At 70.8% G+C, this 22,849-nt stretch carries 26 protein-coding genes; 14 read left to right on the top strand and 12 right to left on the bottom strand.

Annotation, left to right across the window (positions count from 1 at the left end):
- Position 1: 1 nt before the first annotated feature.
- Positions 2 to 625 (bottom strand): heme ABC exporter ATP-binding protein CcmA, encoded by a 624-nt coding sequence (ccmA, locus tag ACWEPL_RS07250; RefSeq protein WP_452435473.1) that lies wholly within the window; start codon positions 623 to 625, stop codon positions 2 to 4.
- Between the two features lie 145 nt (positions 626 to 770).
- On the opposite strand from ccmA, the gene ACWEPL_RS07245 reads away from it, so the two are divergent.
- Positions 771 to 1,019: a hypothetical protein gene (locus ACWEPL_RS07245; protein WP_355201822.1), complete on the top strand. Its 249-nt coding sequence runs from the start codon at positions 771 to 773 to the stop codon at positions 1,017 to 1,019.
- A 10-nt stretch (positions 1,020 to 1,029) separates the two neighbouring features.
- Here ACWEPL_RS07245 and ACWEPL_RS07240 read toward each other — a convergent pair whose 3' ends face one another.
- The 3 genes from ACWEPL_RS07240 to ACWEPL_RS07230 form a co-directional block, all read right to left on the bottom strand.
- Positions 1,030 to 1,734 (bottom strand): response regulator transcription factor, encoded by a 705-nt coding sequence (locus ACWEPL_RS07240; RefSeq protein WP_452435472.1) that lies wholly within the window; start codon positions 1,732 to 1,734, stop codon positions 1,030 to 1,032.
- Complete coding sequence (locus ACWEPL_RS07235) at positions 1,731 to 2,624, bottom strand: sensor histidine kinase (protein WP_452435471.1); 894 nt, start codon at positions 2,622 to 2,624, stop codon at positions 1,731 to 1,733. The genes ACWEPL_RS07240 and ACWEPL_RS07235 overlap by 4 nt, the downstream gene beginning before the upstream one ends.
- A gap of 1,058 nt (positions 2,625 to 3,682) precedes the next feature.
- Complete coding sequence (locus ACWEPL_RS07230; RefSeq protein ID WP_452435470.1) at positions 3,683 to 4,171, bottom strand: hypothetical protein; 489 nt, start codon at positions 4,169 to 4,171, stop codon at positions 3,683 to 3,685.
- A gap of 137 nt (positions 4,172 to 4,308) precedes the next feature.
- Between ACWEPL_RS07230 and ACWEPL_RS07225 the strand changes: the two genes are divergently transcribed.
- Complete coding sequence (locus ACWEPL_RS07225; protein ID WP_452435469.1) at positions 4,309 to 4,944, top strand: MOSC domain-containing protein; 636 nt, start codon at positions 4,309 to 4,311, stop codon at positions 4,942 to 4,944.
- Positions 4,945 to 5,588: 644 nt separating this feature from the next.
- Here the strand turns inward: ACWEPL_RS07225 and ACWEPL_RS07220 are convergent.
- Positions 5,589 to 6,836, bottom strand: coding sequence for a glycoside hydrolase family 18 protein (locus tag ACWEPL_RS07220; protein ID WP_363967478.1), 1,248 nt, complete (start codon positions 6,834 to 6,836; stop codon positions 5,589 to 5,591).
- A gap of 38 nt (positions 6,837 to 6,874) precedes the next feature.
- The gene (locus ACWEPL_RS07215) at positions 6,875 to 8,092 is read right to left on the bottom strand and encodes a styrene monooxygenase/indole monooxygenase family protein (RefSeq protein ID WP_452435468.1); all 1,218 of its coding nucleotides are present in this window, start codon (positions 8,090 to 8,092) and stop codon (positions 6,875 to 6,877) included.
- 67 nt (positions 8,093 to 8,159) lie between these two features.
- Here ACWEPL_RS07215 and hemW point away from each other — a divergent pair, with 67 nt between their 5' ends.
- Positions 8,160 to 9,380 carry a radical SAM family heme chaperone HemW gene (hemW, locus tag ACWEPL_RS07210; protein ID WP_350724919.1) on the top strand — a complete coding sequence of 407 codons (1,221 nt, stop codon included), beginning with the start codon at positions 8,160 to 8,162 and terminating at the stop codon, positions 9,378 to 9,380.
- Here hemW and ACWEPL_RS07205 read toward each other — a convergent pair.
- From ACWEPL_RS07205 to ACWEPL_RS07195, 3 genes are read right to left on the bottom strand one after another with little or no spacing between them, the layout of a single operon-like run.
- Positions 9,377 to 10,147 (bottom strand): DUF4870 domain-containing protein, encoded by a 771-nt coding sequence (locus ACWEPL_RS07205; RefSeq protein WP_452435467.1) that lies wholly within the window; start codon positions 10,145 to 10,147, stop codon positions 9,377 to 9,379. The two genes, hemW and ACWEPL_RS07205, sit on opposite strands and share 4 nt — an antisense overlap.
- Positions 10,144 to 10,950: a DUF3097 domain-containing protein gene (locus ACWEPL_RS07200; RefSeq protein WP_350724923.1), complete on the bottom strand. Its 807-nt coding sequence runs from the start codon at positions 10,948 to 10,950 to the stop codon at positions 10,144 to 10,146. The genes ACWEPL_RS07205 and ACWEPL_RS07200 overlap by 4 nt, the downstream gene beginning before the upstream one ends.
- A gap of 17 nt (positions 10,951 to 10,967) precedes the next feature.
- Positions 10,968 to 11,459 carry a hypothetical protein gene (locus ACWEPL_RS07195; RefSeq protein ID WP_452435466.1) on the bottom strand — a complete coding sequence of 164 codons (492 nt, stop codon included), beginning with the start codon at positions 11,457 to 11,459 and terminating at the stop codon, positions 10,968 to 10,970.
- 479 nt (positions 11,460 to 11,938) lie between these two features.
- Between ACWEPL_RS07195 and hrcA the strand changes: the two genes are divergently transcribed.
- From hrcA to ACWEPL_RS07180, 3 genes are read left to right on the top strand one after another with little or no spacing between them, the layout of a single operon-like run.
- Positions 11,939 to 12,952, top strand: coding sequence for a heat-inducible transcriptional repressor HrcA (gene hrcA / locus ACWEPL_RS07190; RefSeq protein WP_350724927.1), 1,014 nt, complete (start codon positions 11,939 to 11,941; stop codon positions 12,950 to 12,952).
- Between the two features lie 11 nt (positions 12,953 to 12,963).
- Positions 12,964 to 14,103, top strand: coding sequence for a molecular chaperone DnaJ (gene dnaJ / locus ACWEPL_RS07185; RefSeq protein WP_363967468.1), 1,140 nt, complete (start codon positions 12,964 to 12,966; stop codon positions 14,101 to 14,103).
- Between the two features lies 1 nt (position 14,104).
- A complete protein-coding gene (locus tag ACWEPL_RS07180) occupies positions 14,105 to 14,830 on the top strand; it encodes a 16S rRNA (uracil(1498)-N(3))-methyltransferase (protein WP_452435465.1) in 726 nt (241 codons plus the stop codon).
- A 6-nt stretch (positions 14,831 to 14,836) separates the two neighbouring features.
- On the opposite strand, the gene ACWEPL_RS07175 is transcribed toward ACWEPL_RS07180, so the two are convergent.
- Both ACWEPL_RS07175 and ACWEPL_RS07170 read right to left on the bottom strand, forming a co-directional pair.
- The gene (locus tag ACWEPL_RS07175) at positions 14,837 to 15,487 is read right to left on the bottom strand and encodes a hypothetical protein (RefSeq protein WP_452435464.1); all 651 of its coding nucleotides are present in this window, start codon (positions 15,485 to 15,487) and stop codon (positions 14,837 to 14,839) included.
- Positions 15,484 to 15,996 carry a SigE family RNA polymerase sigma factor gene (locus ACWEPL_RS07170; protein ID WP_049573205.1) on the bottom strand — a complete coding sequence of 171 codons (513 nt, stop codon included), beginning with the start codon at positions 15,994 to 15,996 and terminating at the stop codon, positions 15,484 to 15,486. Before ACWEPL_RS07170 ends, ACWEPL_RS07175 begins: the two co-directional genes overlap by 4 nt.
- A gap of 280 nt (positions 15,997 to 16,276) precedes the next feature.
- Between ACWEPL_RS07170 and ACWEPL_RS07165 the strand changes: the two genes are divergently transcribed.
- From ACWEPL_RS07165 to era, 8 genes are all read left to right on the top strand, one after another.
- Positions 16,277 to 16,621, top strand: a complete 345-nt coding sequence (locus tag ACWEPL_RS07165) for a histidine triad nucleotide-binding protein (RefSeq protein ID WP_363967462.1) — start codon at positions 16,277 to 16,279, stop codon at positions 16,619 to 16,621.
- Positions 16,622 to 16,712: 91 nt separating this feature from the next.
- A complete protein-coding gene (locus tag ACWEPL_RS07160) occupies positions 16,713 to 17,753 on the top strand; it encodes a PhoH family protein (RefSeq protein WP_185071921.1) in 1,041 nt (346 codons plus the stop codon).
- Positions 17,750 to 18,226, top strand: a complete 477-nt coding sequence (gene ybeY, locus ACWEPL_RS07155) for an rRNA maturation RNase YbeY (RefSeq protein ID WP_350724937.1) — start codon at positions 17,750 to 17,752, stop codon at positions 18,224 to 18,226. The genes ACWEPL_RS07160 and ybeY overlap by 4 nt, the downstream gene beginning before the upstream one ends.
- Positions 18,223 to 19,518, top strand: a complete 1,296-nt coding sequence (locus ACWEPL_RS07150; protein WP_363967460.1) for a hemolysin family protein — start codon at positions 18,223 to 18,225, stop codon at positions 19,516 to 19,518. Before ybeY ends, ACWEPL_RS07150 begins: the two co-directional genes overlap by 4 nt.
- Positions 19,519 to 19,855: 337 nt before the next feature.
- On the top strand, positions 19,856 to 20,485 hold the full coding sequence (locus ACWEPL_RS07145; RefSeq protein ID WP_350724941.1) for a hypothetical protein: 630 nt from the start codon (positions 19,856 to 19,858) through the stop codon (positions 20,483 to 20,485).
- A gap of 75 nt (positions 20,486 to 20,560) precedes the next feature.
- The gene (locus ACWEPL_RS07140; RefSeq protein WP_192791110.1) at positions 20,561 to 20,878 is read left to right on the top strand and encodes a cytidine/deoxycytidylate deaminase family protein; all 318 of its coding nucleotides are present in this window, start codon (positions 20,561 to 20,563) and stop codon (positions 20,876 to 20,878) included.
- Between the two features lie 29 nt (positions 20,879 to 20,907).
- Positions 20,908 to 21,363 carry an NUDIX domain-containing protein gene (locus tag ACWEPL_RS07135; RefSeq protein WP_452435463.1) on the top strand — a complete coding sequence of 152 codons (456 nt, stop codon included), beginning with the start codon at positions 20,908 to 20,910 and terminating at the stop codon, positions 21,361 to 21,363.
- A gap of 18 nt (positions 21,364 to 21,381) precedes the next feature.
- Complete coding sequence (gene era, locus ACWEPL_RS07130; RefSeq protein ID WP_397367033.1) at positions 21,382 to 22,290, top strand: GTPase Era; 909 nt, start codon at positions 21,382 to 21,384, stop codon at positions 22,288 to 22,290.
- A gap of 5 nt (positions 22,291 to 22,295) precedes the next feature.
- Here the strand turns inward: era and ACWEPL_RS07125 are convergent, their stop codons facing one another.
- Positions 22,296 to 22,766, bottom strand: coding sequence for a hypothetical protein (locus ACWEPL_RS07125; RefSeq protein WP_363967454.1), 471 nt, complete (start codon positions 22,764 to 22,766; stop codon positions 22,296 to 22,298).
- Positions 22,767 to 22,849 lie beyond the last annotated feature (83 nt).

Genomic DNA, 22,849 nt, shown 5'->3' with positions numbered 1-22,849 from the left:
CTCACGCGTCCACCCCTGACGGTGAGACCTGGCGGGCGCGCCCGGCCAGGTCGTGATCATGCGTGGCCATCACCACGGTGCCTCCCTCGCCCGCGTACTCCTCGAGCAGATCGGCCAGCCGGGCCCGGAAACCGGCGTCCAGGCCGCGTTCCGGCTCGTCGAGCAGCAGCAACGTGCTCGGCCTGAGCAGCGCGGAGGCCAGGGAGAGGCGCTGGCGCTGCCCGGTGGACAGGTTCAGCGGCGGCGCGTCCGCCCGCTCCACCAGCGCGAACACCTCCAGCGCCGCCTCCACCCCCATACGGGCCTCGGCGTGCACGGCCCCCATGAGCTCCAGGTGCTCGCGGGCGGTGAGCCCCGGATACCAGGCGGGCTCGTCGCCGAGCATCGCCACCCGGCGCCAGAAGGCGGCGTCGTCGGCCGGCGGCTCCCCGAACACCCTGACCTCGCCGGAGGTCGCGGGCTGGAGCCCGGCCAGGCAGCGCAGGAGGGTCGACTTGCCGCTCCCGTTCGGGCCGACGACCGCCACGATCTCGCCCGGTGACACGGTCAGCTCCATGTCTCGCAGCACGGGGTTGCCGCCGAGTTCGACCGTGAGGCCGTGAACGCTGATGATCGAGTCGTACACGGATCCGAGCCTAGCCAGCCGATCGCACAGGCGATGGCGACGATTTTCTGTCGGTGCCATCGCCTACCTTCTATTCCGAACACCAGTGCGACTGGAGGGTGACGTGATTGCTTCTGAGCGATTCGAGCGTGCCGCCGTGTTGGGGGTGGCTGTGGCTGAGGAGGCTCGACGGCTGCTGAGGCTCCACCTGGTTTCGGGAGAGGAGGGAGGCGACGGCACCGTGCTCGTCGACGTGCCCTATCCCGACGCGGTCGTGGTGGCGGCTCTGCTCGACGTGGCGGCGGAGTGTTTCGGCGAACGGGGTGACTCGGTCGAGGAGACCAGGCAGGCGGCGTTGGAGACGTTGTTACAACTGGCCGGGTTCGACGGCGAGTCCCAGCTCAGGCGCGCCTGATCGGCCGGGCTCACTGCGGGCGCGCCACCCCGTGCCGGAAGGCGTAGGAGACGGCCTGGGCTCGGTCCCGCAGGCCCGCCTTGGCGAAGAGGTTGTTGATGTGGGTCTTGACGGTGGCCTCCGAGATGTAGAGGCGGCCGGCGATCTCGGTGTTCGAGAGGCCGTCGGCGATGAGAGCCAGCACCTCGCCCTCGCGCGGGGTCAGCCCGTCGGGGAGGCCGTCACGGACGATTCCAGGAGGAGGGATGGTTCCGGTTGTGGCCGGGGTCTGCCTCGTGGGCGCCGACATGGTGTCCAGGAGGCGGCGCTGGACGGTGGGGTCGAGTTGGGCGTCGCCGCGCTTCACCGTGGCGACGGCCCTGGCGATGTCGTCGGCGTCCGCGTCCTTGGTGAGGAAGCCGCGCGCGCCCGCTCGCAGCGCCGCGAAGACGGACTCGTCGTCGGAGTACGTGGTGAGCACCACGACCTGGGTGTCCGGAAACCCGGCGCGGATGCGGCCGGTGGCCTCCACACCGTCCATGCGCGGCATGCGCAGGTCCATGAGCACCACGTCGGGCCGCCGCTCCTCGACCAGCCGCAGCGCCGCCTCGCCGTCCCCGGCCGAGCCGACCACCTCGATGTCCGGCAGCAGCCCGAGCAGCAGCACCAGGCCCTCGCGCACCACGGCCTGGTCGTCCACCACGATGACCCTGGTCATCCGGGCGTCCCCGGTCATGCCGGCACCTTCAGGCGCACCTGGAAGCCGCCGTCGTGTTCGCCTGCCGACAGTGTCCCGCCGAGCAGTTCGGCCCGTTCGCGCATGCCCACGAGGCCGTAGCCGCCCCCGGGCGAGCCCTTCTCGGCGGAGGCCGGGTTGGTGATGCGCAGCTCGCACCAGAGCCGGTCGAACGCGAGCTCGACCGTGGCCGGGCTGCCGGGGGCGTGGCGGCGTACGTTCGTGAGGGCTTCCTGGGCGGTGCGCACCAGGGCGAGCTCCGTCTCGGGCGGCAGGCGGCGCTCGGGGCCGGAGACACGCAGCGTGCAGGCCTGGTGGGCGGCGCCCTCGAAGTCGTCCGCCAGCGTGCGCAGCGCCACGGGGAGCGCGGGCGGGTCCTCGCGCAGCGCCTGCACCGCGCGCCTGGCCTCATCGAGCCCCGACTTGGCCAGGTCGCGGGCCCGGGTGACCCGGTCGAGCGCTTCGGCCGTGCGCTCCGCGCGCAGCAGCAACTTGGCGCCCTCCAGATGGACGAGCTGGGCCGAGAGGGAGTGGGCGAGGATGTCGTGGATCTCCCTGGAGATCCTGGCCCGTTCCGCGAGCACGGCCTCTCGCGCCTCCGCGGCCCTGGTGGCCTTGCGCTGCCTGGCCGCGTACGAGATCAGGAAGATCAGGCAGGTGCTGAGGATGAGGGGGAGGTCCCGGGCCGGGTTGCCGACGATCGCACCCGCCACGACCAGGCCCCCGACGGCCAGCAGGCCGATGGGCAGCGCCTGGCGCAGGGTGAAGCGGGTGACGGCCAGGCTGACGGAGATGAGCAGAGCCCCGATCGCGGCGCCGCCGTCGGTCAGGGTGCTGAGGGCGATGGAGAGGACCACGGCAAGGGCGACTGCGATCAGCGCGACAGGCACCCCGAAAACCCGCAAGGCCCGCAAATCCCCCAACCCTGACTTCGCCGCCAACCCCGGCCCCGCCGTCAACCCTGACCCCGCCTCCGCTTCGGCCCCCACCAGGCCACCACCCGGCATCCTCAGCCTGCTTGACTCAGGGGGTCCTGAGGACATCGGGCCGTCGGGCGTCGGCGACCCCGACGGCATCGGGTTGTCGGGTGCTGTTGGCCTCGATGGCGTCGGAGCGCCGGGTGCTGGTGACCCCGACGGCGTCGGAGCGCCGGGTGCTGGTGACCCCGACGGTGTCGGATCGCCGGGTGCTGCTGGCACTGACGGCGTCGGGCTGCTTGACGCTGAGAGCTCTGGCTGCGGTCGGCTGCCTGGCGTCGAGGCCTCGGGCTGCCGTCGGTTGCCCAGCGCGGGTGATGCGGACTGCAGTAGGTTGCTTGGCGCCGGGGCTTCCGGTTGTGGTCGGTTGCCCGGTGCCAGCGCTCCTGGGTCCGTCGGGCTGTCTGGCGCGGACGGCTCTGGTGGGCTGCCCGGCACCGGCACCGGCACCGGCACCGGCACCGGCGCTTCTGGCTGCGATGGGCTGGCCGGCGCTGACGGCTGCGTCGGCGAGCCCCCTGCCCGCCGGACCTCCCACTGGCCTTCGGACCGGACCTCCGGCTGGCCCTCGGGCCGCCTCTCCTGCCGGACCTTCCGCTGGCCCTCGGGCGGCGCCTCCAGTCGGTCCTCGGGCAGCGCCTCCAGTCGGCCCTCCTGCCGGGCCGCCCGTGAGACTTCCCGCAGGGCCTCCCGGTGGGTTTCCAGCGGGACCTCCTGTCGAGCTTCCGTCAGGGCCGCCCATGAGTCTTGCCGTGGGGCCTCTCGGTGGGTGGGGTGGGGGTGGGTGTGGCGGTCGCGTAGTGACAGGAACAGGGTGGTGAGCAGGGTGAGGCCCAGTCCGGCGGTCAGGAGGGTGACCGCCAGTCCGATGCCGGTCAGGCCCGGCGCGGGGGTTGCTCCCATCTGGGCCGCGATCAGCAGCGCGATCACCCCGAGCTGCAGCGCGAGGGCGATTCCGTACGGCGCACGCATCACCCCACGACGGTATCCGGTCGCCTGTCCATGCTCGAAAGCGCACGCCCTCTCCGGGCGACGACGTACGACTGGGCGCCGATGGTGAGGCCGATGAACAGCATGATCCCGCCGCTGGAGAGATCGAGGCCGAGGGCGCCTCCGGCGAAGTACAGGCCGACGCGGATGGCGACCGAGGCCAGCCACACCAGCATGGTCCAGGCTGTGGCCTTCGACCAGGAGACGCCGGAGTCGTCCAACCACACCCGTACGGTTGTCCCCCGCCATACGCCCAGGACGACGGCGACGACGGCCTCCACCAGGGCCAGGCCGAGACTGAGCGCGAGGTGCCGGGGATCGATGACCCCGCCGGATGCGATACCGACGATGATCATGAAGGCGGCGGTGTAGAGGATGCCCCGCTTGGCGGTGGGACGGGTCTGCATCTGGCGGTAGACCACGAACACCACGGCGAGGGGGACGAGGAGAGAGATCAGTATGGGTTCCACGGGTTTGACCGTAGGGATCGGCACGGCGTACCGGATCGGCCCGAGGGTTGAGTGCGCGGATCTCCACCCTGGGGTGGAGATCGAGGTGAGAGGTAATCGGGTCGCTGGGGGAGCAGGCTCTCGGTTACCGTCCAAGCATGGGCGTTATCTCCGTAAATGTGGGCCAATCGGTCGAGGCTGAGTGGGCGGGGAAGCTGGGGCGTACGGCGATCGACAAGCGGGCGGTCACGCACCGGGTGGCCGTACTGGCCAACGGGCTCGCGGGTGACGAGCGGGCCGACAAGAAGCATCACGGCTCGCCCGACCAAGCCGTCTACTCGTACGCAAGGTCGGACTATGACTGGTGGGAGGGGGAGCTCGGGCGGGAGCTGCGTAACGGGCAGTTCGGCGAGAACCTCACCACGTCCGGCCTCGACGTCACGGGGGCTGTGATCGGCGAGCGGTGGCGGGTGGGCAGCGCCTTGCTGGAGGTGAGCGGGCCCCGGATTCCGTGTGTGGTGTTCCGCAACTGGATGGACGAGCCGGGGTGGGTCAAGCGGTTCACGGCGGCGGGGCGGCCTGGGGCCTACCTGCGGGTGGTCTCACTCGGGGAGCTTGGCGCCGGGGACGAGGTGGAGGTCGTCTCGCGGCCCGAGGTCGGGGTGACGGTGGGCGACTGGTTCCGGGCTCGGCACGGGGATGAGGAGGCGCTGCGCCGCATCCTGGCCGTTCCCGGGCACGACGCCGAGTGGGACCGCATGGCCGAGCGCCTTTTCAGCGGCCAACGATCTTAGACCGCCTGCTCGCCCGTCCGGCCTGCTCGCCCGTCCGGCCTGCTCGCCCGTCCGGCCTGCTCGTCCGGCCTGCTCGTCCGGCCTGCTCGTCCGGCCTGCTCGCTTGTCCCGCTCGCTCGTCCATCCGGTCCGTCCGGTCCGTCCGTCCGGCTTGCTCGTCCGTCCGGTCCGTCCGGTCCGTCCGGTCCATCCGGTCCATCCGGTCCGTCCGGTCCGTCCGTCCGGTCCGTCCGTCCGGTCCGTCCGTCCGGTCCGTCCGTCCGGTCCGTCCGTCCGGTCCGTCTGGTCGGCTCGTCCGGCCCGACCGTCATCCCCCGCCCGCCCACCGCTCGACCGCTGCTCAACCCCCGACCTGCCCACCCATCCGTTCGCCCATCGCGCTGCCCCATCCGTCCGGGCTGCCCATCGGGCGGGCCGCTCGCTCATCGGGGCACCCGCTCGTTGGGGTAACCGCCTATTCGGGCGTTCGGCCCGCCTGTTCGGCCCGCCTGTTCGGCCCGCCTGTTCGGCCCGCCTGTTCGGCCCGCCTGTTCGGCCCGCCTGTTCGGCCCGCCCGTTCGGGCCAACCGTCCGTCCGGGCCACTCGGATGGGCAGCCGTCCGGGGCTGCCCATCCGCCTCCTAACCCGACCATTTGGGGTGGGGTCAGTGGAGGATTGAGTACAGGGCTGAGGTGAGGGAGGCGTGAGCGTCGTCTTGGTCGATGGACCACATCATCGAGCCGCCCAGCCCCTTGAGGCGGATGTACGCCGCCTTCTGCAGCAGCACCGCCGGATCGTCGTACGACCAGAACTCGTTCCCGTCATACAGCCACAGGGCCCCGGTCCGCAGGTCCCGGTAGCGCTTGCCGGGCTTGGTGACCAGGTCCTTGTAGTCCTCCGTCCCAGGCCCCCACTTCCCGGCGGCGGGGCCGGTGGCCGGCTTGTAGAGGCCGTCGCCGCCGCCGGTGACCCCCGTCCAGCCCTGCCCGTACGCGGGTACGCCGACCACGATCTTGCGGCCGGGCGCCCCGCGGGACAGGTAGTCGCGTACGGTCTGGTCCACGCTGTACCGCACCGGGTTCGGATCCCGCCGATCGGTGAGGAGGTTGCCGTTGTGCCCGGTCTGCGCCTCCCACGTCCCGTGCAGGTCATACCCCTGGACGGTGGCGAAGTCGAGCGCCCTGAAGACCCGCCGCACCTCGAACCCGGCGTCGATCTTGGCGGCCGCGGCCGGGAGGAAGGCCGTGAGCTGCGCGTTTGAGGAGAAGGCGGTGAGCTGCGCCCGCAGTTCCTCCGCGAACAGCGTGAAGTTCCGCCTGTCCTCCGGCCGCACGACGTTCCCCTCGGCGCCGGAGGAGCCCGGCCACTCCCAGTCCAGGTCGATCCCGTCGAACACGCCGGCTCCGGCGCCCGCGGGGAGGTCCGGCAGGTTGCCGCGCAGCCACAGGTCGATGCACGAGCGGGCCAGCGCGGCACGGGACTCGGCGGTGAGGACCGCGTCGGAGAAGTACTTGGAACCGGTCCAGCCGCCCAGCGAGATCATCACCTTGAGCCCCGGGTGCTTGGCCTTGAGCTTGCGGAGCTGGTTGAGGTTGCCGTTCAGGGCCTGGCCGGGAGCGTCGGCCACGCCGTCCACGCTCTGCTCCGCGGGCACGGGCCGCTGCCAGTCCGCCCACGGGTCGGCCGAGTAGCAGGCGCCCCCGGCGTTCACGAACCCGAACGCGTAGTTCAGGTGTGTGAGCTTGGCCGCGGCGCCCGTGGCGTCCACGTCCTTGACGTGGTAGTTGCGCCCGTAGACGCCCCATTGGATGAAGTACGCGACCCGTTTGAAGCCGGTGCGGGCCTCGGCCGGCGCGGAGATCGCCGTACAGCCGAGTAAGAGCGAGAGTGCGAGGAGGATCGTCTTCTTCACGGGGCGACTCCCGAGGGGTGCACTTATAGGAAACTTTCCTAAAAGTAGGGCGACGGCCCGCCGCCGTCAACGATCCGCGCCACCTCCTCGGGGCTCGAGATCACCGCCCACGCGTACGCCGGGTTCGCGAACAGGCCGAGGACCAGGTCCGCCACGTCCTGCCTGCTCGTGGCCGCCAGCAGCAGGGTCACGACGTGCGCGGCCGGCGGCCGCAGGAACGCGTTCGTCCAGTCGGTGACCGGCGCCGCCGCCTCCCACATCCGCTCCGCCGTGGCGCGGCCGAAGGCGGCGTCGTACGGGCCGCCCGCCGCGATGGCGTCGGCCGCGATCCAGGCGCAGGCCGAACCCAGGTTCGCGCCCTGGCCGGTCAGCGGGTCGTTGGTGATCCAGGCGTCGCCGACGGCCAGCGCGATCCGCCCGCCGGGCAGCTCGGCCACCGCCTCGCGAACGACCGGCGTGATCGCCCCTTGCAGCAGGTCGTCCTCACCCAGCAGCTCGAAGCCCCCGTCCACCCGCTCGGCCAGCCGCGGCGCGTGCTCGGCGAGCAGCCCGGCCAGCTCCCCGGCGACCTCGGCCGCGGGCAGGTCCGAGAGCGGCTCCAGCGGCCCGCCGGGAACCGCCTCGACCAGCACGCTGGAGACCACGCCGTGCCTGGTCATCATCGGCATGCGGAGGATCTCCCCGCACCCGGGCGAGATGTTGTAGCTGAACATGGGGCCGAGGTCGAGACCGCCGTACAACCCGGCCGTCAGGACGCGCTGCGGCCGGTCGAACGGCGAGCGCGCCGGGTCGCGCGGGAACAGCTCCGCCACCGAGCGCCGCCCGGCCGTCACGACCATCAACTCGTGCTCCCGGGACCATCGATCCACCCGCGCCGCGTCCGGCGGCGCGCCGGTGACGACGACCTCGCCGCCCCGGCCGGTGAAGTCGTCCAGGTACGCGGGCAGCAGCAGCCGGAAGTCGACCGCGTGGAACGGCTCGGAGATCCTGGCCAGGAACTCCAGCGGCGGATCCCCCTTGATCGAGAGCTCGGCGGATCCCATCAGGCACGCGGGATCCCGGTAGTGCTCGCAGCCCAGCTCCCGCTCCCGTGCCAGGGTGTGCCCCATCCTGCCCACCGTGTTGGGCAGCCGCCCCGAGCGCAGGGAACCGGCGTCCCGCTCGCTGTAGAGCGTGGCCTCGATGCCGAGCTGCTGGAGGCGCAGAGCGAGGGTCAGCCCCGAGATTCCCGCGCCCACGATGCCGATGCCCGCCATGTGCAGCAGTGAACCTCTCGGGGGTTGCAGTTCGATAGCACCCTCGAACAACGGGCAAACTGAAGGGGTGCCATCCACCCTGCCTGACGGCGATCCCGTGCCCACCTCGGGCGAGCTGCCCGACAGCGCCCTGAGGGGCCTCGGCGAGCGTCCGTTCGGCTTCTACGTGCACGTGCCGTTCTGCGTGACCCGCTGCGGCTACTGCGACTTCAACACCTACACCGCCGCCGAGCTGGGCCCCGGCGCCTCGCACCGGGACTACGCGGACACGGTCGTCGAGGAGATCCGCCTCGCGCGCCGCGTCCTGGGCCCGGCCGAGCTGCCGGTGGAGACGGTGTTCTTCGGCGGTGGCACGCCCACGCTGCTCCCCCCGGAAGACCTGGCCAGGATCCTGGCCGCGATCGACTCGGAGTTCGGGTTGAGCGCGGGTGCCGAGGTGACCACGGAGGCCAACCCCGAGTCCGTCGACCCGGCCTACCTCGACAAGCTCCGCCAGGGCGGCTTCAACCGGATCAGCTTCGGCATGCAGAGCGTGGCCGAGCACGTGCTCCAGGTGCTCGACCGCCGGCACACCCCCGGCAGGGCGGCGGCGGCCGTCAAGGAGGCGAGGCAGGCCGGGTTCGAGCACGTCAACCTCGACCTGATCTACAGCACGCCCGGCGAGTCCGACGACGACTGGCGGGCCTCGCTGGCCGCCGCGATCGAGGCCGGGCCCGACCACGTGTCGGCGTACTCGCTGATCGTCGAGGAGGGCACCAGGCTGGCGGCCAGGATCCGGCGCGGCGAGCTGCCCATGCCCGACGACGACGTGGCCGCCGACCGCTACCTGATCGCCGACGAGCTGCTGTCCCAGGCCGGGTTCGACTGGTACGAGGTGTCCAACTGGGCCACGTCCGACCGGGCCCGCTGCCGCCACAACCTGCTCTACTGGACCGGCGGCGACTGGTGGGCCGCCGGGCCCGGCGCCCACAGCCACGTCGGCGGCACCCGCTGGTGGAACGTCAAGCACCCGGCCGCCTACGCCCAGCGGCTGGCGGCGGGCACGTCGCCCGCCCACGCGCGCGAGGTGCTCGGCGACGACGACCGGGCGGCCGAGCGGCTGATGCTGGAGCTGCGGCTTTCGTCCGGCTACCCGCTGGCCGAGGTGGCCCCGGACGCGCGCCCGGCCGTGGCGAGCGCGCTGGCGCGCGGCCTGCTGGAGCCCGGGCCGTTCAGGTCGGGCCTCATGGTGCTCACGCTGCAGGGGCGGCTGCTGGCCGACGCGCTGATCAGGGATCTGCTGGTCTAGGTGATCAGGCGGACGGCGAACGGGTAGCGGTACGGCTCGCCCTTGTTGGTGGCCATGGCGGCCTGGATGTGGAAGATCAGGGACAGGATCCAGACGACCGGCAGCAGGAGCAGGCCGATGAAGATGATCGTCAGGATGCCCGAGATGACGTAGCCGATGAACATCGTGATCTGGAAGTTGAGCGCCTCCGCCGCCTGATCCCTGACGTAGGGGGACTCGTCCTTCTTCATCAGGTAGATGATCAGCGGGCCGACCCAGGAGACCACCAGGCCGAGCAGGTGCGAGAGCATCGCCATGGTGGTGTCGTCGGTGCCCGGGCGGGGGCCGAACCTGCCGGGGACGTACGGCTCGCCGGGCGCGCCGTAGCCGTAGCCGTAGCCGGGCGGCTGCGGCGCGGAGCCGTAACCAGGCGGGGGAGGGCCGTAACCCTGGGACTGCTGGCCGTAGCCGGGCTGGCCATAACCGGGTTGGCCATAACCGGGTTGTCCGTAGCCGGGCTGGCCGGGACCGGGCTGTCCGTAGCCGGGTTGACCGTACGCCGGCTGGCCGTAGCCGGGCTGGGACCCTGGCTGCTGCCCGTACCCCGGCTGGCCGTAATGGGGCTCGGAGCCGGGCTGCTGCCCGTAAACGCCAGGCTGTGACCCGGATTGCCGGCCGTATCCGGGCTGCTGGGGGCCGGAGCCCTGGCTGGGCGGGATGCTCGACGGGGGGACGAAGCGGGTGGCGTCGTCGTCCGGCGGCGGCGGTTGCGGCGGGTCCTGGCTCATGATGCCTCCGTAACGAAGTCGATCAGTTCCTCGACCCGGCCGAGCAGTTCCGGCTCCAGGTCTGTGTACGTGGAGACGGCCCCGAGGATCCGCCGCCACGCCTCCGCGGGCTCCATCCGCCAGCCCAGGGCGGCGATGACGCCCTCTTTCCACGGCACTCCGCGCGGCACCGCGGGCCAGGCGGGAATGCGCAGCACGGACGGCTTGACCGCCTGCCAGATGTCGATGTACGGATGCCCCACGACGAGCACGTCCGGCGAGGTGATCTCGGCGGCGATCCTGCTCTCCTTGGAGCCGGGCACGAGGTGGTCAACCAGCACCCCCAGCCGGCGCTCCGGCTCCGGGCCGAACTCCGCCACGATGGCCGGCAGATGGTCCACGCCCTCCAGGTATTCGACCACGACCCCCTCGACCCGCAGGTCATGGCCCCAGATCTTCTCCACCAGGGCGGCGTCGTGCACGCCCTCCACGTAGATGCGGCTCTCCCGGGCGACCCTCGCCCGCAGCCCCTCCACGGCGATCGAGCCCGACGCGCTGCGCCTGGGCCCCGCCGGGGCCGCCGACGGGCGTACCAGCGTCACGGGCTTGCCCTCCAGCAGGAACGCGGCGGGCGCGAGCGGGAACAGCCGGCGTTTGCCGAACCGGTCTTCGAGCGTGACGGCCTCCTTGTCACAGGCCACCACCGCGCCGCAGAAGCCGCTGTCGGCGTCCTCCACGACGAGGTCCAGCTCGGCCGGCACTTTCGGGATCTTGCCCTTGCCCGGCCGCCGCCAATTCCCCGCCAGCACATCGCCCTCGTACACACGGGGACCGTAGCAAATCACCCGCCGACCGCAAGGCGCTTGCGCGCGCCGCTGCGGCGGACCAGCACGATGATGGTGCCGGCGATGGCGATGAGCAGTCCCGCCCCGGGGATCAGGATGAGCGCCATCACCCCGCCGGCGATGCCGCCCGCGGCCGAGGTCAGCTCGCGGCCCACGCCGTACCGCACGTCGGCCTGCTCCTGGGTGGTGCAGGACAGCTGGTAGTCGCCCCTGGTGGGCGCGTTGATCACGAGGATCTGCTCCCACTTGACGGACCCGGCCGTGACCGTCTGCGTGCCCGTGGTCTTGGCGAGCCTGGCTCCGTTGGTGATCTGGCACTCGTAGTGGACGGCGGTGTCGCTGGAGAGGTAGACGGCGGGTTTGTTCGCCGGGTCGATCGGCACCGTCACGGTTTCGCCGGACGCGAACGTCCTGGTGGGGGCTATGTTGCTGACGCTGCTGACGATGCCCGTGGCGAACAGGACGACGCCTGCGATGGTGCAGACCACGGCGATGCCCCAGACGAGCCCGATCCACCAAAGTCGCGGTTTGATGGCTTTCGAGTCGATTCGTGCGGGGAATTGGGGTTGTTGGCCGTACTGTCCGTACTGAGGAGGTGGGCCGTACTGGGGTGGCGGGTCGTACTGAGGCGGAGGCCCGTACTGGGGCGGTGGCTGACCGTAGCCAGGCTGAGAGCCGGCCTGAGGGCCATAGCCGGGCTGGGACCCGGGCTGAGGGCCGTAACCCGGCTGGGAGCCGGGCTGTGGGCCGTACCCGGGCTGGAAGCCGGGCTGGGGCCCGTACGGCGGAGGCGGGGAGTTGTCGCTCATGTCGGCAAGTGTGGTACTTGCCCCTTGTAAGAAGCTAGGAGCCTGGTTGCGACCTTGTGTTATCGCACCTTGTGGATGAGAGCCGTACACTTGGCACTCAGGAACACAGAGTGCTAGATGGTTGCGTTCCTCGGATGTCAGAGGCAGGAGGTGAGCACGTGCTCGACGATCGGAAGCTGGCGGTGCTCCGCGCCATTGTCGAAGACTACGTGTCCACCAACGAACCGGTGGGCTCCAAGGCGCTCGCCGAGCGCCACAACCTGAAAGTCTCCCCGGCGACGGTCAGGAACGACATGGCCGCGCTGGAGGAGGAGGGCTACATCACCCAACCCCACACCAGCGCCGGCCGCGTGCCGACCGACAAGGGCTATCGGCTGTTCGTCGACCGGCTCTCGCAGGTCAAGCCCCTGTCCGGGGCCGAGCGCAGGGCCATCGAGACGTTCCTGGCCGGTGCGGTCGACCTCGACGACGTGGTCACCCGCACGGTCCGGCTGCTCGCGCAGCTGACCAGGCAGGTGGCGGTGGTGCAATACCCGACGCTGACGCGTTCGACGGTCAGGCACGTCGAGCTGGTGCCGCTGAACGACCGGCGGGTCATGCTCGTGCTGATCACCAACACCGGCCGCGTCGAGCAGCGCGTCATCGAGCTGCCCGAGGTGGTGGAGGACACCCGCATCGCCCACCTGCGCGCGGTCCTCAACGCCTGCCTCGACGGCTGCGGCCTGAGCAACGTGCCCGAGCTGGTCGCCGACCTGCCCGAGCGGCTCCCTCTCGAAGACCGCCCGGTGGTGGCGACGATCCTGTCGGTGCTGCTTGAGACGCTGGTCGAGCGGCACGACGAGAAGATCGTGTTCGCCGGCGCGGCCAACCTCGCGGGCGCCGACTTCTCGATCGGCCTGCGCGACGTGCTCGAGGCGCTGGAGGAGCAGGTCGTGCTCATGAGGCTGCTCGGCGAGACATCCGCAGACACACCGTCCGCGCTCACCGTGCGCATCGGCTCCGAAAACCCCTATCTGCGGGGGACATCCATAGTCGCGACCGGATACGGTTCAGGCGACAACCAACTGGCCCGGCTCGGGGTGTTGGGGCCCACGAGGATGGACTACCCAGTGACGATGGGAGCCGTGCGCGCGGTGGCACGCTACGTCAGCCAGATCCTGGCTGCATCATAAGAGGTCGATAAGTGGCAAACAGCGACTATTACGCCACCCTCGGGGTGCGCCGTGACGCCAGTCAGGACGAGATCAAGAAGGCTTACCGCCGACTTGCCCGCGAGCTGCATCCCGACGTGAACCCCGATCCTGAGACCCAGGAGCGGTTCAAGGAGATCACGCAGGCCTACGAGGTGCTGTCCGACCCGAACAAGCGCCAGATGTACGACCTGGGTGGCGACCCCTTCGGCGGCGCCGGAGCAGGCGCGGGCGCCGGCGGCTTCGGAGCGGGCTTCCCCTTCAGCGACATCATGGACGCGTTCTTCGGCACCGCGGCCGGCGCCAGGGGCCCGCGCTCGCGTGCCCGCAGGGGACGCAACGCCACCATCCGGGTCGAGCTCGACCTGCGCGAGACGGCGTTCGGCACCACGCGTGAGCTGGTCGTCGACACGGCCGTGCTCTGCGAGGTCTGCCACGGGGCCGGCACGGCGCCCGGCACCCACCCCGACACCTGCGACATGTGCAACGGGCGCGGCGAGATCTCCCAGGTCACCCGCTCGTTCCTGGGCCAGGTCATGACCTCGCGGCCCTGCCCGCAGTGCGGCGGTTTCGGCTCCATCATCCGCCACCCCTGCCAGGAGTGCTCCGGCGACGGGCGGGTGCGCACCCGCCGTACGATCAAGGTCCGCATCCCCGCGGGCGTCGAGGACGGCACCCACATCCAGCTCGCCGGCGAGGGCGAGGTCGGCCCCGGCGGCGGCCCGCCCGGAGACCTGTTCCTCGAGATCGTCGAGCGTGCCCACGAGATCTTCGAGCGGCGCGGCGACGACCTCCACTGCACCGTGCAGATCCCGATGACGGCGGCCGCGCTCGGCACCATCCTGGCGGTCGAGACGCTCGACGGCTCGGAGGAGGTCGATGTCCGCCCCGGCACGCAGTCGGGCCAGGTCATCACCATGTTCGGGCGGGGCGTGCAGCGGCTCAACGAGTCCGGCCGCGGCGACCTGCTGATCCACGTCAACGTCGAGACCCCGACCCGCCTCGAGCCCGCGCAGGAGGAGCTGCTGCGCGAGCTGGCCAAGCAGCGGGGCGAGGAGCGGCCGCCGGGCAAGTTCGCCCCCGGCCAGCAGGGCTTCTTCTCGCGGCTGCGCGACGCCTTCAACGGCAGGTGACGTGACCGTCCCGGTGTTCCTGTCGCAGGAGCTGGACGGGCCCGAGCTGACGCTCGGCGGCCCCGAGGGGCGCCACGCGGCCTCCGTGCGGCGCCTTCGGGCCGGCGAGCGGATCGATCTGACGGACGGCGCCGGCGCGGTCGCCGAGTGCGTCGTCCGCGAGGTCCTCAAGGACGCGCTGAGGCTCGACGTGCTGCGCCGCTACGAGGTCGAGCCGCCGCGGCCGCGGCTGGTCGTCGTCCAGGGGCTGCCCAAGGGCGACCGGGGCGAGCTGGCCGTCGAGATGATGACCGAGGCGGGTGTGGACGTCATCGTGCCCTGGGCCGCCTCGCGCAGCATCACCCAGTGGAAGGGCGACAAGGTCGCCAAGGGGCTGCACAAGTGGCGCTCGACGGCTCGTGAGGCGGGCAAGCAGGCCCGCAGGTTCCACCTTCCCGAGGTGACCGAGCCCGCCACCACCGCGCAGGTCGGCAAGCTGCTGGCGGGCGCGGCGCTGGGGCTGGTGCTGCACGAGGAGGCGGCCGAGCCGCTGTCCGGCGTGGCGCTGCCCGCGTCGGGCGACATCGTGGTGGTCGTGGGGCCCGAAGGGGGCGTCTCGGACGACGAACTGGCCGGGTTCCGGGCGGCAGGGGCGGTGTCCGTGCTGCTGGGGCCCACGGTGCTGCGTACGTCCACGGCAGGGGTGGCGGCGGCTTCAGTGCTGCTCACGCGTACCGGACGCTGGTAGAGCCTTTCAGGGCGTCGGGTGAGAGGCGTCCACCAACGGGCTGGTCACGTCGGTCGGACTGTCGGTGATGTCGTCGGGCGGGCACTCGTCGGCCGGGCACGTCGTGGGCTGGAGGGTCTCCTCCACCGATGACGACGGCGACGGGGTCGGCGAGACGGTGGGGCAGTCGGACGGCGGCTCGGCCTGCTCGGCCAGGGGCGACGGGCACTCGGTCGTCGTGGGAGTGGGGGTCGGCGAGGGCCGGCTGGTCGATTCGGCCCTCTTCGTGGGCCGGGGTGTCGGGCTCTTGGAGGGGATCTCGGGGATTCCCACAGGGTGCTGGTCGTGGCTGGTCGGCTGCCTGGGCGGCGGCTCCTGGGAGCGGGTGGTGGAGGAGTTGGACGGCACCTTGGAGGTCGTCTCGCTGTCCACCCACTTGGCGGGCTGGTCGATGATCTGCGAGCGCAGGCTGGGAACGGCCATCACGATCGTTCCCGCCACCAGGAGGGCGCTGGCGGCGGCCGCGCCCGCTCGCCACCAGAACAGATTGCGGACGCCGCGCCGCTCGATGCGGGTGCGGATGATCTCCAGTCCGTCCGGCGAGGGCACGACCGCGTCCGCCTCCGCGCGGAGCGCACGGCGCAGGAGATCTCCGCGCTCGTCGGGGGGCTGGGTCATGACATTTTCTCCAGAACGGATCGCAAGGCGGCCATGCCACGTGCGGTGTGGCTCTTGACCGCGCCCTTGCTGATGCCCATCGCGTGGGCTATCTCAGCTTCGGACAGATCACCGTAGTACCGCAGAACCAGTGCTTCTCTCTGTCGGGTCGGCAGGGCCCGTAACGCCTCGATGACGGCGGAGCGTTCCAGCTCGCCGATCGCGCCGTTCTCGGCGCTCGGGGCGTCCGGCAGACCCTTGGGAGCGTACTTCTCGACGACCGCGCGGTGACGCAGCACGGAACGGGACCGGTTGACGACGGATTGACGGAGGTAGGCCAGTGCCTTGTCGGGGTCACGCAGCCTGCGCCAGGCGCCATGGATGGCGACGAACGCATCCTGCACGACTTCCTCGGCTGTTGCCATGTCTCGCACCAGCAACACGGCAAGACGCACCAACGACCGAAAATGCGCGCTATAGAGCGCGGTCACGGCCATGTCGGCATCCCACCCGACCGGCACCGCCCCCATCGACCTGTCGGCCAGAAGGGTTTCGGTGGTCACATCAGTGGGACGCGCGGCCTTCCCAGAGGGTTTACGCTCTTCCGGTTCTTGAGGTTTCCCCGGTTCCTTAGGGTGCATTACCCAGTCGTGTCCTCGCCAGGTGGCGCTCGCCCGACCCTGAATCGTCTCTTTTTTTGCTGAAGTGTCGCACACTTACCCTAACCGTGTGGATCTTCCTGCGCACGACACAGCTGATTACCGATTCGCAACGGGTTCCGTGCGTCGGGGGTCTCGATAAGGTGGCCGGGTGAGCGATTGCCTCTTCTGTCAAATCGTCGCCAAGGAGATTCCCGCCGAGATCGTTTACGAAACCGGCAGGACGCTGGCGTTCCGCGACGTCAACCCGCAGGCCCCGACCCACGTGCTGGTCATCCCGAAGCAGCACCACCGCGACGCCGCGGAGCTCGCCAGGGCCGACGACGGGCTGGCCGACGACGTGCTCAAGACCGCCCACGCCGTGGCCGTGCAGGAGGGCGTGGCCGACGGCGGCTACCGCGTGGTGTTCAACACCGGGCCGGGCGCCGGGCAGACGGTCTTCCACGTGCACGCCCACGTCTTGGGCGGGCGCGGCCTCACCTGGCCCCCCGGCTGATATTGGGGAGAGCAATCGGCCTGGTCCCGGATACCATGGGCTCAGACGAACAACGCAAGAGACCTGGAGGCATCAGGCCGCGGGCCTGCCCATGTCCGAACTACACGAATCCCGACGTACGGCACCTCCCTCGCGCACTCAAGCCAAGGTGCTGATTCCGGACGAATACCCGATGGTCAGCCTCCTGGGCTCCCGCGACGAGCTGCTACGCGTCATCGAGGGTGCCTTCAGGGCCGACATCCACGTACGGGGTAACGAGATCACCGTCACCGGCAGCCCCGACGAGAGCGGCACCGTGGTGCGGCTCTTCGAGGAGCTGGTCGAGGTCCTGCGCAGCGGCGGCGAGCTCACCCCCGACGCGGTCGAGCGGAGCATCGCCATGCTCCGCATGACCTCCGACCGTCCCGCCGAGGTGCTGTCGCTCGACATCCTCTCCTCGCGCGGGCGCACCATCAGGCCGAAGACGGTCAACCAGAAGCGCTACGTCGACGCGATCGACAAGCACACGGTCGTGTTCGGCATCGGCCCCGCCGGCACCGGCAAGACCTATCTCGCGATGGCCAAGGCCGTGCGGGCGCTGCAGGAGAAGCGGGTCAACCGGATCATCCTGACGCGCCCGGCCGTCGAGGCCGGCGAGCGGCTGGGCTTCCTGCCCGGCACCCTGTACGAGAAGATCGACCCCTACCTGCGGCCGCTCTACGACGCCCTGCACGACATGGTCGACCCCGACTCGATCCCCAAGCTGATGGCCGCGGGCACGATCGAGGTCGCGCCGCTGGCGTACATGCGCGGTCGCACGCTCAACGACGCGTTCATCATCCTCGACGAGGCGCAAAACTCCTCGGCCGAGCAGATGAAGATGTTCCTCACCCGGCTCGGATTCAACTCCAAGATCGTGGTGACCGGTGACGTGACGCAGGTCGACCTGCCCGCCGGCACGGTGAGCGGGCTGCGGGTCGTCCAGGAGATCCTCGACGGCATCCCCGACATCCACTTCGCGCGCCTGTCCAGCGCCGACGTGGTCCGGCACAAGCTGGTGAGCGAGATCGTGGACGCGTACGGGCGTTACGACGCCACGCAGGCCGCGCAGGAGCCCAAGAGCATCCAGCACCGGGGGAAGCGGCGACCATGAGCATCGAGATCAACAACGAGTCCGGCGTAGAGGTCGACGAGGAGAAGCTCTCCGCCCTGGCCGCTCACGTGCTCGGCGAGATGGGCATCAACCCGCTCGCCGAGCTGTCCATCGTGGTGGTCGACGAGGACGCCATGGCCGAGCTCCACGAGAAGTGGATGGGCGAGCCGGGCCCGACCGACGTGCTGGCGTTCCCGATGGACGAGCTGCGCCCCGGCGGCGGAGCGCGCGGCGACTCCGAGAGCCCGGCCGACCCGGCGCTCCTCGGCGACGTCGTGCTCTGCCCGCACGTGGCCGCCCGGCAGGCCAAGGAGGCGGGCCACAGCGCGGCCGACGAGCTGGAGCTGCTGTGCACCCACGGCATCCTCCACCTGCTCGGCTACGACCACGCCGAGCCCGAGGAGCACAAGGAGATGTTCGGCCTGCAGGCCCGGCTCCTGGAGTCGTGGCAGGAGGTGCGCAACCCGCAGTGAACGCCTGGTTGCTGTCGGCCATCGCGCTCGTGATCATCGGTGGCCTGATCGCCAGCGCGGAGACGGCACTGACGCGCATCTCAAGGGTGCGCACCGAGGAATATGTGCGTGAGGGCCGGCGGGGCGCGGTGCGCCTGCAGGCCATCGTCAACGACCCGCCCCGCTACCTCAATCTGCTCCTGCTGCTCAGGCTGAGCTGCGAGCTGGTGGCCACGGTCATCGCGACCCTGCTGTTCATCGACCTCATGCACGACCAGGGCTGGGCGTACGTCTGGGCCGCGGTCGTGATGATCGTGGTCAGCTACGTCGTGGTCGGTGTCATGCCGCGTACGCTGGGCCGCCAGCACGCCGAGCCGGTCGCGCTGGCCAGCGCCCCCATCGTCTACGGCCTGACCCGCATCTTCGGCCCGCTGCCCAAGCTGCTCATCCTGCTCGGCAACGCCCTGACCCCCGGCAAGGGGTTCCGCGACGGGCCGTTCACCTCGGAGGCCGAGCTGCGCGAGCTGGTCGACCTGGCCGAGGAGCGCCGGGTGATCGAGCCGGACGAGCGCGAGATGATCCACTCGGTCTTCGAGCTGGGTGACACGCTGGTGCGCGAGGTCATGGTGCCGCGCACCGACATGGTCCACATCGAACGCGGCAAGTCGATCAGCCAGGCCCTGTCGCTGGCGCTGCGCAGCGGGTTCTCCCGCATCCCCGTCGTGGGCGAGAACGAGGACGACGTCATCGGCATCGCCTACCTCAAGGACATCGCCCGCAAGATCCACGAGTCCGGCGAGGGCGGGGGCGAGGACACGGTCGAGTCGATCATGCGGACGGCCGCGTACGTGCCCGAGAGCAAGCCCATCGACCAGCTCATGCGGGAGATGCAGGCGCGCCAGATCCACATCGCCATCGTCATCGACGAGTACGGCGGCACCGCCGGGCTGGTCACGATCGAGGACGTGCTGGAGGAGATCGTCGGCGAGATCACCGACGAGTACGACCAGGAGGCGCCCCGCGTCGAGCCCATGTCAGACGGCGGGATGCGGGTGACGGCCCGGATGCCGGTCGACGAGCTCGGCGAGCTGTTCGACACGGAGATCGAGGTCGACGACGTGGAGACCGTGGGCGGGCTGCTCGCCCACGCTCTGGGCCGGGTGCCCATCGCCGGGTCGCAGGCCGAGGTGGCCGGGCTCATGCTCACCGCCGAGAGCCTGGCGGGCCGCCGCAACCGCATCAGCACGGTGGTGGTCCGCCGTGCCAAGCCCCAGGAGGACGACACCGAGCCGGTCGGCGCCGAACACGACTGACCTGTCTCCGGGCGGGTCCGGACGAAGGCGGACGAAAGGTCGCAAGCGTTCTACAAGTCTTCTGCAAGCCTGTCCGGGCACTCTCTAACCACGACATCCAGTGCGGTGGGTGTCAGAGGGGAAAGCATCCGAACGCCGGGTGGGGTTCGCGGCGGGAGGATGTCCCTGGGGGGAACGACGGTGTCCCGGCCGGCTGCCCAGCCGGCTGGGACGCAGGTCGGCGTAAAGGGTGTTCTCGTCCGGAAAACCGGGTGAGGGCACCCTTTTTGCGCATTGGTGGAAGCTCCGGTGGATTGCCGCATTCGTCGGTGGGGGAGGCTGCGATCCAGGGGGAATCATGAAACGCGAGATCATCGCCTGTGCCCTGCTGGCCGGCGTTCTGGGGGGTTGCGTCAGCGGGGGGACGGGGAGCGCTCTCGACGCGCAGGCCACCGCGCACCTGCGCGAGGTGCTCAGCAAGGAGCCGCCGTTGCCCGACGGCTTCACGGCCCGGCCCGAGCAGGCGTGGCGGATGCCGTTCGCGCAGGCCGACAGCAACTGCAAGGCCGTGCTCGAGCCCGTCGGGGGGCTGGCGCCGAGACAGGCGCTGACGGCCGAGGCGGCGGTCAGCTACCGCGGTGACGGGCTGGGGGAGCAGGCGGGGGTGGGGCTGGCCCGGTACGCGGACGGGGAGGCCGAGGAGCACCTCGACGCGCTGGCCGAGGCCCTGGAGTCGTGCCGGGAGGTACGGACGTCCTCCGGCACCGACCTGCGCTCGCAGGAGCTCCCGGTCGAGAACGCGGCCGACGAGACCGTGGGCGCGCGGCTGAGCGGGCGCCTGAACGGCTACCCGTACGCGATGGACGTCGTGCTGTCGCGGGTGGGCGACACGCTGGTCTCGGTCGTGCACACGGGCATGAACGACGTGGACGCGGCCCGTACCAGCGAGGTGGTCGACGCGGTCATCTCCATGACCGGGACCCACTGACAGGAAACCTGCTGTCATGCCGGGTCGAGGCTGCGGGGGCGATCCGCTTGGCGGATTTCTCGTAGCCTTGTTCCCGTGACACTCGATCCTGAAGACAGCAAGATCATCACTCTGGCCCGGGCGGCCCGAGCGCGTAACGAGTCCGCGGAAGGGGCCGCCGTACGCGACGAGACCGGCCGTACGTACTCGGCGACCGACGTGGCGCTGGACGCGCTCACGCTGTCGGCGGTGCAGGTGGCCGTGGCCATGGCGGTCTCCAGCGGCGCACGGTCCCTGGAGGCCGTGGCGCTGGTGAGCGAGGGCGCGCCGAGCGCCGCCGACGAGGCCGTGGCCGCGGAGCTGGGCGTCAAGGCGCTGCTCGTGGCCGGTCCCGACGGGAAGCTGCGGGGCTGATCATGCCGATGTCGCCATTTTTGGCGAAATTGCGGGAGAAGGTTGGCACCGATCTGCTCATGCTGCCGTCGGCGGCGGGCTTCGTGTTCGACGACGCGGGCAGGCTCCTGGCGGCCCGCCACGGCGACGGCGACCTCTGGGCCGCGCCCGGCGGCGGCATCGACCCTGACGAGCGGCCCGAGGACGCCATCGTCAGGGAGCTGCGCGAGGAGCTCGGCATCGACATCGAGGTACGCGGCCTGATCGGCGTGTTCGGCGGCCCCGAGTTCCGCACCGTCTACCCGAACGGCCATCAGGTCGGCTACGTCATCGCCGCCTACGCCTGCGTGATCGCCCCGGGCTCCGCCGGGCCGGAGCCGGACGGGGTCGAGATCACCGACTACCGATGGGTGACCGAGCGGGAGTTCTCGGAGCTGCCGACGACGCCCTGGACCCCGATCGCCGCGCCCCAGGCGTTCGCCTGGTGGCGTGCGCATGCCCGCTGATAGGCCACAATGCAGAATGTGACTTCGCCAGACAACCATCGCGCCGGATTCGCCTGTTTCGTGGGGAGGCCGAACGTCGGCAAGTCCACGCTCATGAACGCCCTGGTCGGCAGCAAGGTGGCGATCACCTCGTCCAAACCGCAGACGACCAGGCGCACCATCAGGGGCATCGTGCACCGGCCCGACGCCCAGCTCGTCATCGTCGACACGCCGGGCCTGCACCGGCCGCGCACGCTGCTCGGCGAGCGGCTCGACAGCCTGGTGCTGTCTACGCTGACCGAGGTCGACGCCATCGGCTTCTGCGTGCCCGCCAACGAGCCGATCGGCAAGGGCGACCGGTTCATCGCCGACAAGCTCGCGGCGGTGAAGAAGACGCCGGTCGTGGCGGTCGTGACCAAGTGCGACCTGGCGTCCAAGGAGCAGATCGCGGAGCAGCTGCTGGCGGTGTCGCAGGTGGGGGAGTTCGCCGCGATCGTGCCGGTGTCGGCGCAGTCGGGCGAGCAGCTCGACGTGCTGGCCGACGTGCTGATCGAGCACATGCCCGAGTCGCCGCCGCTCTACGAGGACGGCCAGCTCACCGACGAGCCCGAGCAGGTGCTGGTGGGCGAGCTGATCAGGGAGGCGGCGCTGGAGGGCGTACGCGACGAGCTGCCCCACTCGATCGCCGTGGTCGTCGACGAGATGATGCCCCGGGAGGGGCGTGACGACCTGCTGGACATCTACGCGCACCTGTTCGTGGAGCGGCCCTCGCAGAAGGCGATCGTCATCGGGCACAAGGGCGAGCGGCTGCGCGAGGTGGGCACCAAGGCCCGCAAGCAGATCGAGGCCCTGCTCGGCACCCGCGTCTACCTGGACCTGCGGATCAGCGTGGCCAAGGACTGGCAGCGCGACCCCAAGCAGCTGCGGCGCCTGGGCTTCTACGACTGATCAGCTCAGGGGCGGCGGACCAGCGCTACGACGGACAGCACGACGACCGCCACCGCGCAGCCCATGGCCGCGAACCAGCCGAACTTGATCACCGGCCCGACCGACAGCACCTGGCCCAGGTCGAAGGAGAGCCGGTCGCGGACGCCGCTCCCGTCGGTCATGAAGAGCACCAGCACCGCCACCGCCGCCGCCCCCGGGACGGCGGCCAGGGCGGCGACCCTGGGGCGGGTGAGCAGCCCGGCGATGCCGCAGCCCAGCGCCGCCAGGCCCGCCACCAGCGTGTAGACGCCGAACGTGTCGTCGATGCCGCGGATGTCGTTGGCCAGCCCGCCGCCGATCAGCTCGCTGCGCACCTCGAGCCCGGACCACGGCAGGACGGCGCAGAACACCAGCAGCGCTCCGGCCACCACGACGGCCAGGGCGTAGCCGCGACGGGCCGCCGGTTTGGCGGGGGCGGGCTGGAGGTAATCGGCCACACGATCACTGTAAGCCGGACCCGCGCCTCCCACCACCGAACGCAACGGGGTCGTCACCATCACCGCCAGCGCCGTCATCGGCC

This window comes from Nonomuraea sp. NPDC004186, assembly GCF_053603495.1.
The sequence above is the reverse complement of the archived record's forward strand: the minus strand, read 5'-3'. Positions and strand labels throughout refer to the sequence as shown.

Bases quoted from the DNA above. Each gene is read 5' to 3' on its own strand.
- ACWEPL_RS07160 (WP_185071921.1), top strand. From the start codon at position 16,713: ATGTCCGAACTACACGAATCCCGACGTACGGCACCTCCCTCGCGCACT.
- ACWEPL_RS07205 (WP_452435467.1), bottom strand. From the start codon at position 10,147: ATGAGCCAGGACCCGCCGCAACCGCCGCCGCCGGACGACGACGCCACC.
- ACWEPL_RS07145 (WP_350724941.1), top strand. From the start codon at position 19,856: ATGAAACGCGAGATCATCGCCTGTGCCCTGCTGGCCGGCGTTCTGGGG.
- ybeY (WP_350724937.1), top strand. From the start codon at position 17,750: ATGAGCATCGAGATCAACAACGAGTCCGGCGTAGAGGTCGACGAGGAG.
- ACWEPL_RS07225 (WP_452435469.1), top strand. From the start codon at position 4,309: ATGGGCGTTATCTCCGTAAATGTGGGCCAATCGGTCGAGGCTGAGTGG.
- ACWEPL_RS07170 (WP_049573205.1), bottom strand. From the start codon at position 15,996: ATGGGGGCGGTGCCGGTCGGGTGGGATGCCGACATGGCCGTGACCGCG.
- ACWEPL_RS07175 (WP_452435464.1), bottom strand. From the start codon at position 15,487: ATGACCCAGCCCCCCGACGAGCGCGGAGATCTCCTGCGCCGTGCGCTC.
- ACWEPL_RS07215 (WP_452435468.1), bottom strand. From the start codon at position 8,092: ATGGCGGGCATCGGCATCGTGGGCGCGGGAATCTCGGGGCTGACCCTC.
- ACWEPL_RS07240 (WP_452435472.1), bottom strand. From the start codon at position 1,734: ATGACCGGGGACGCCCGGATGACCAGGGTCATCGTGGTGGACGACCAG.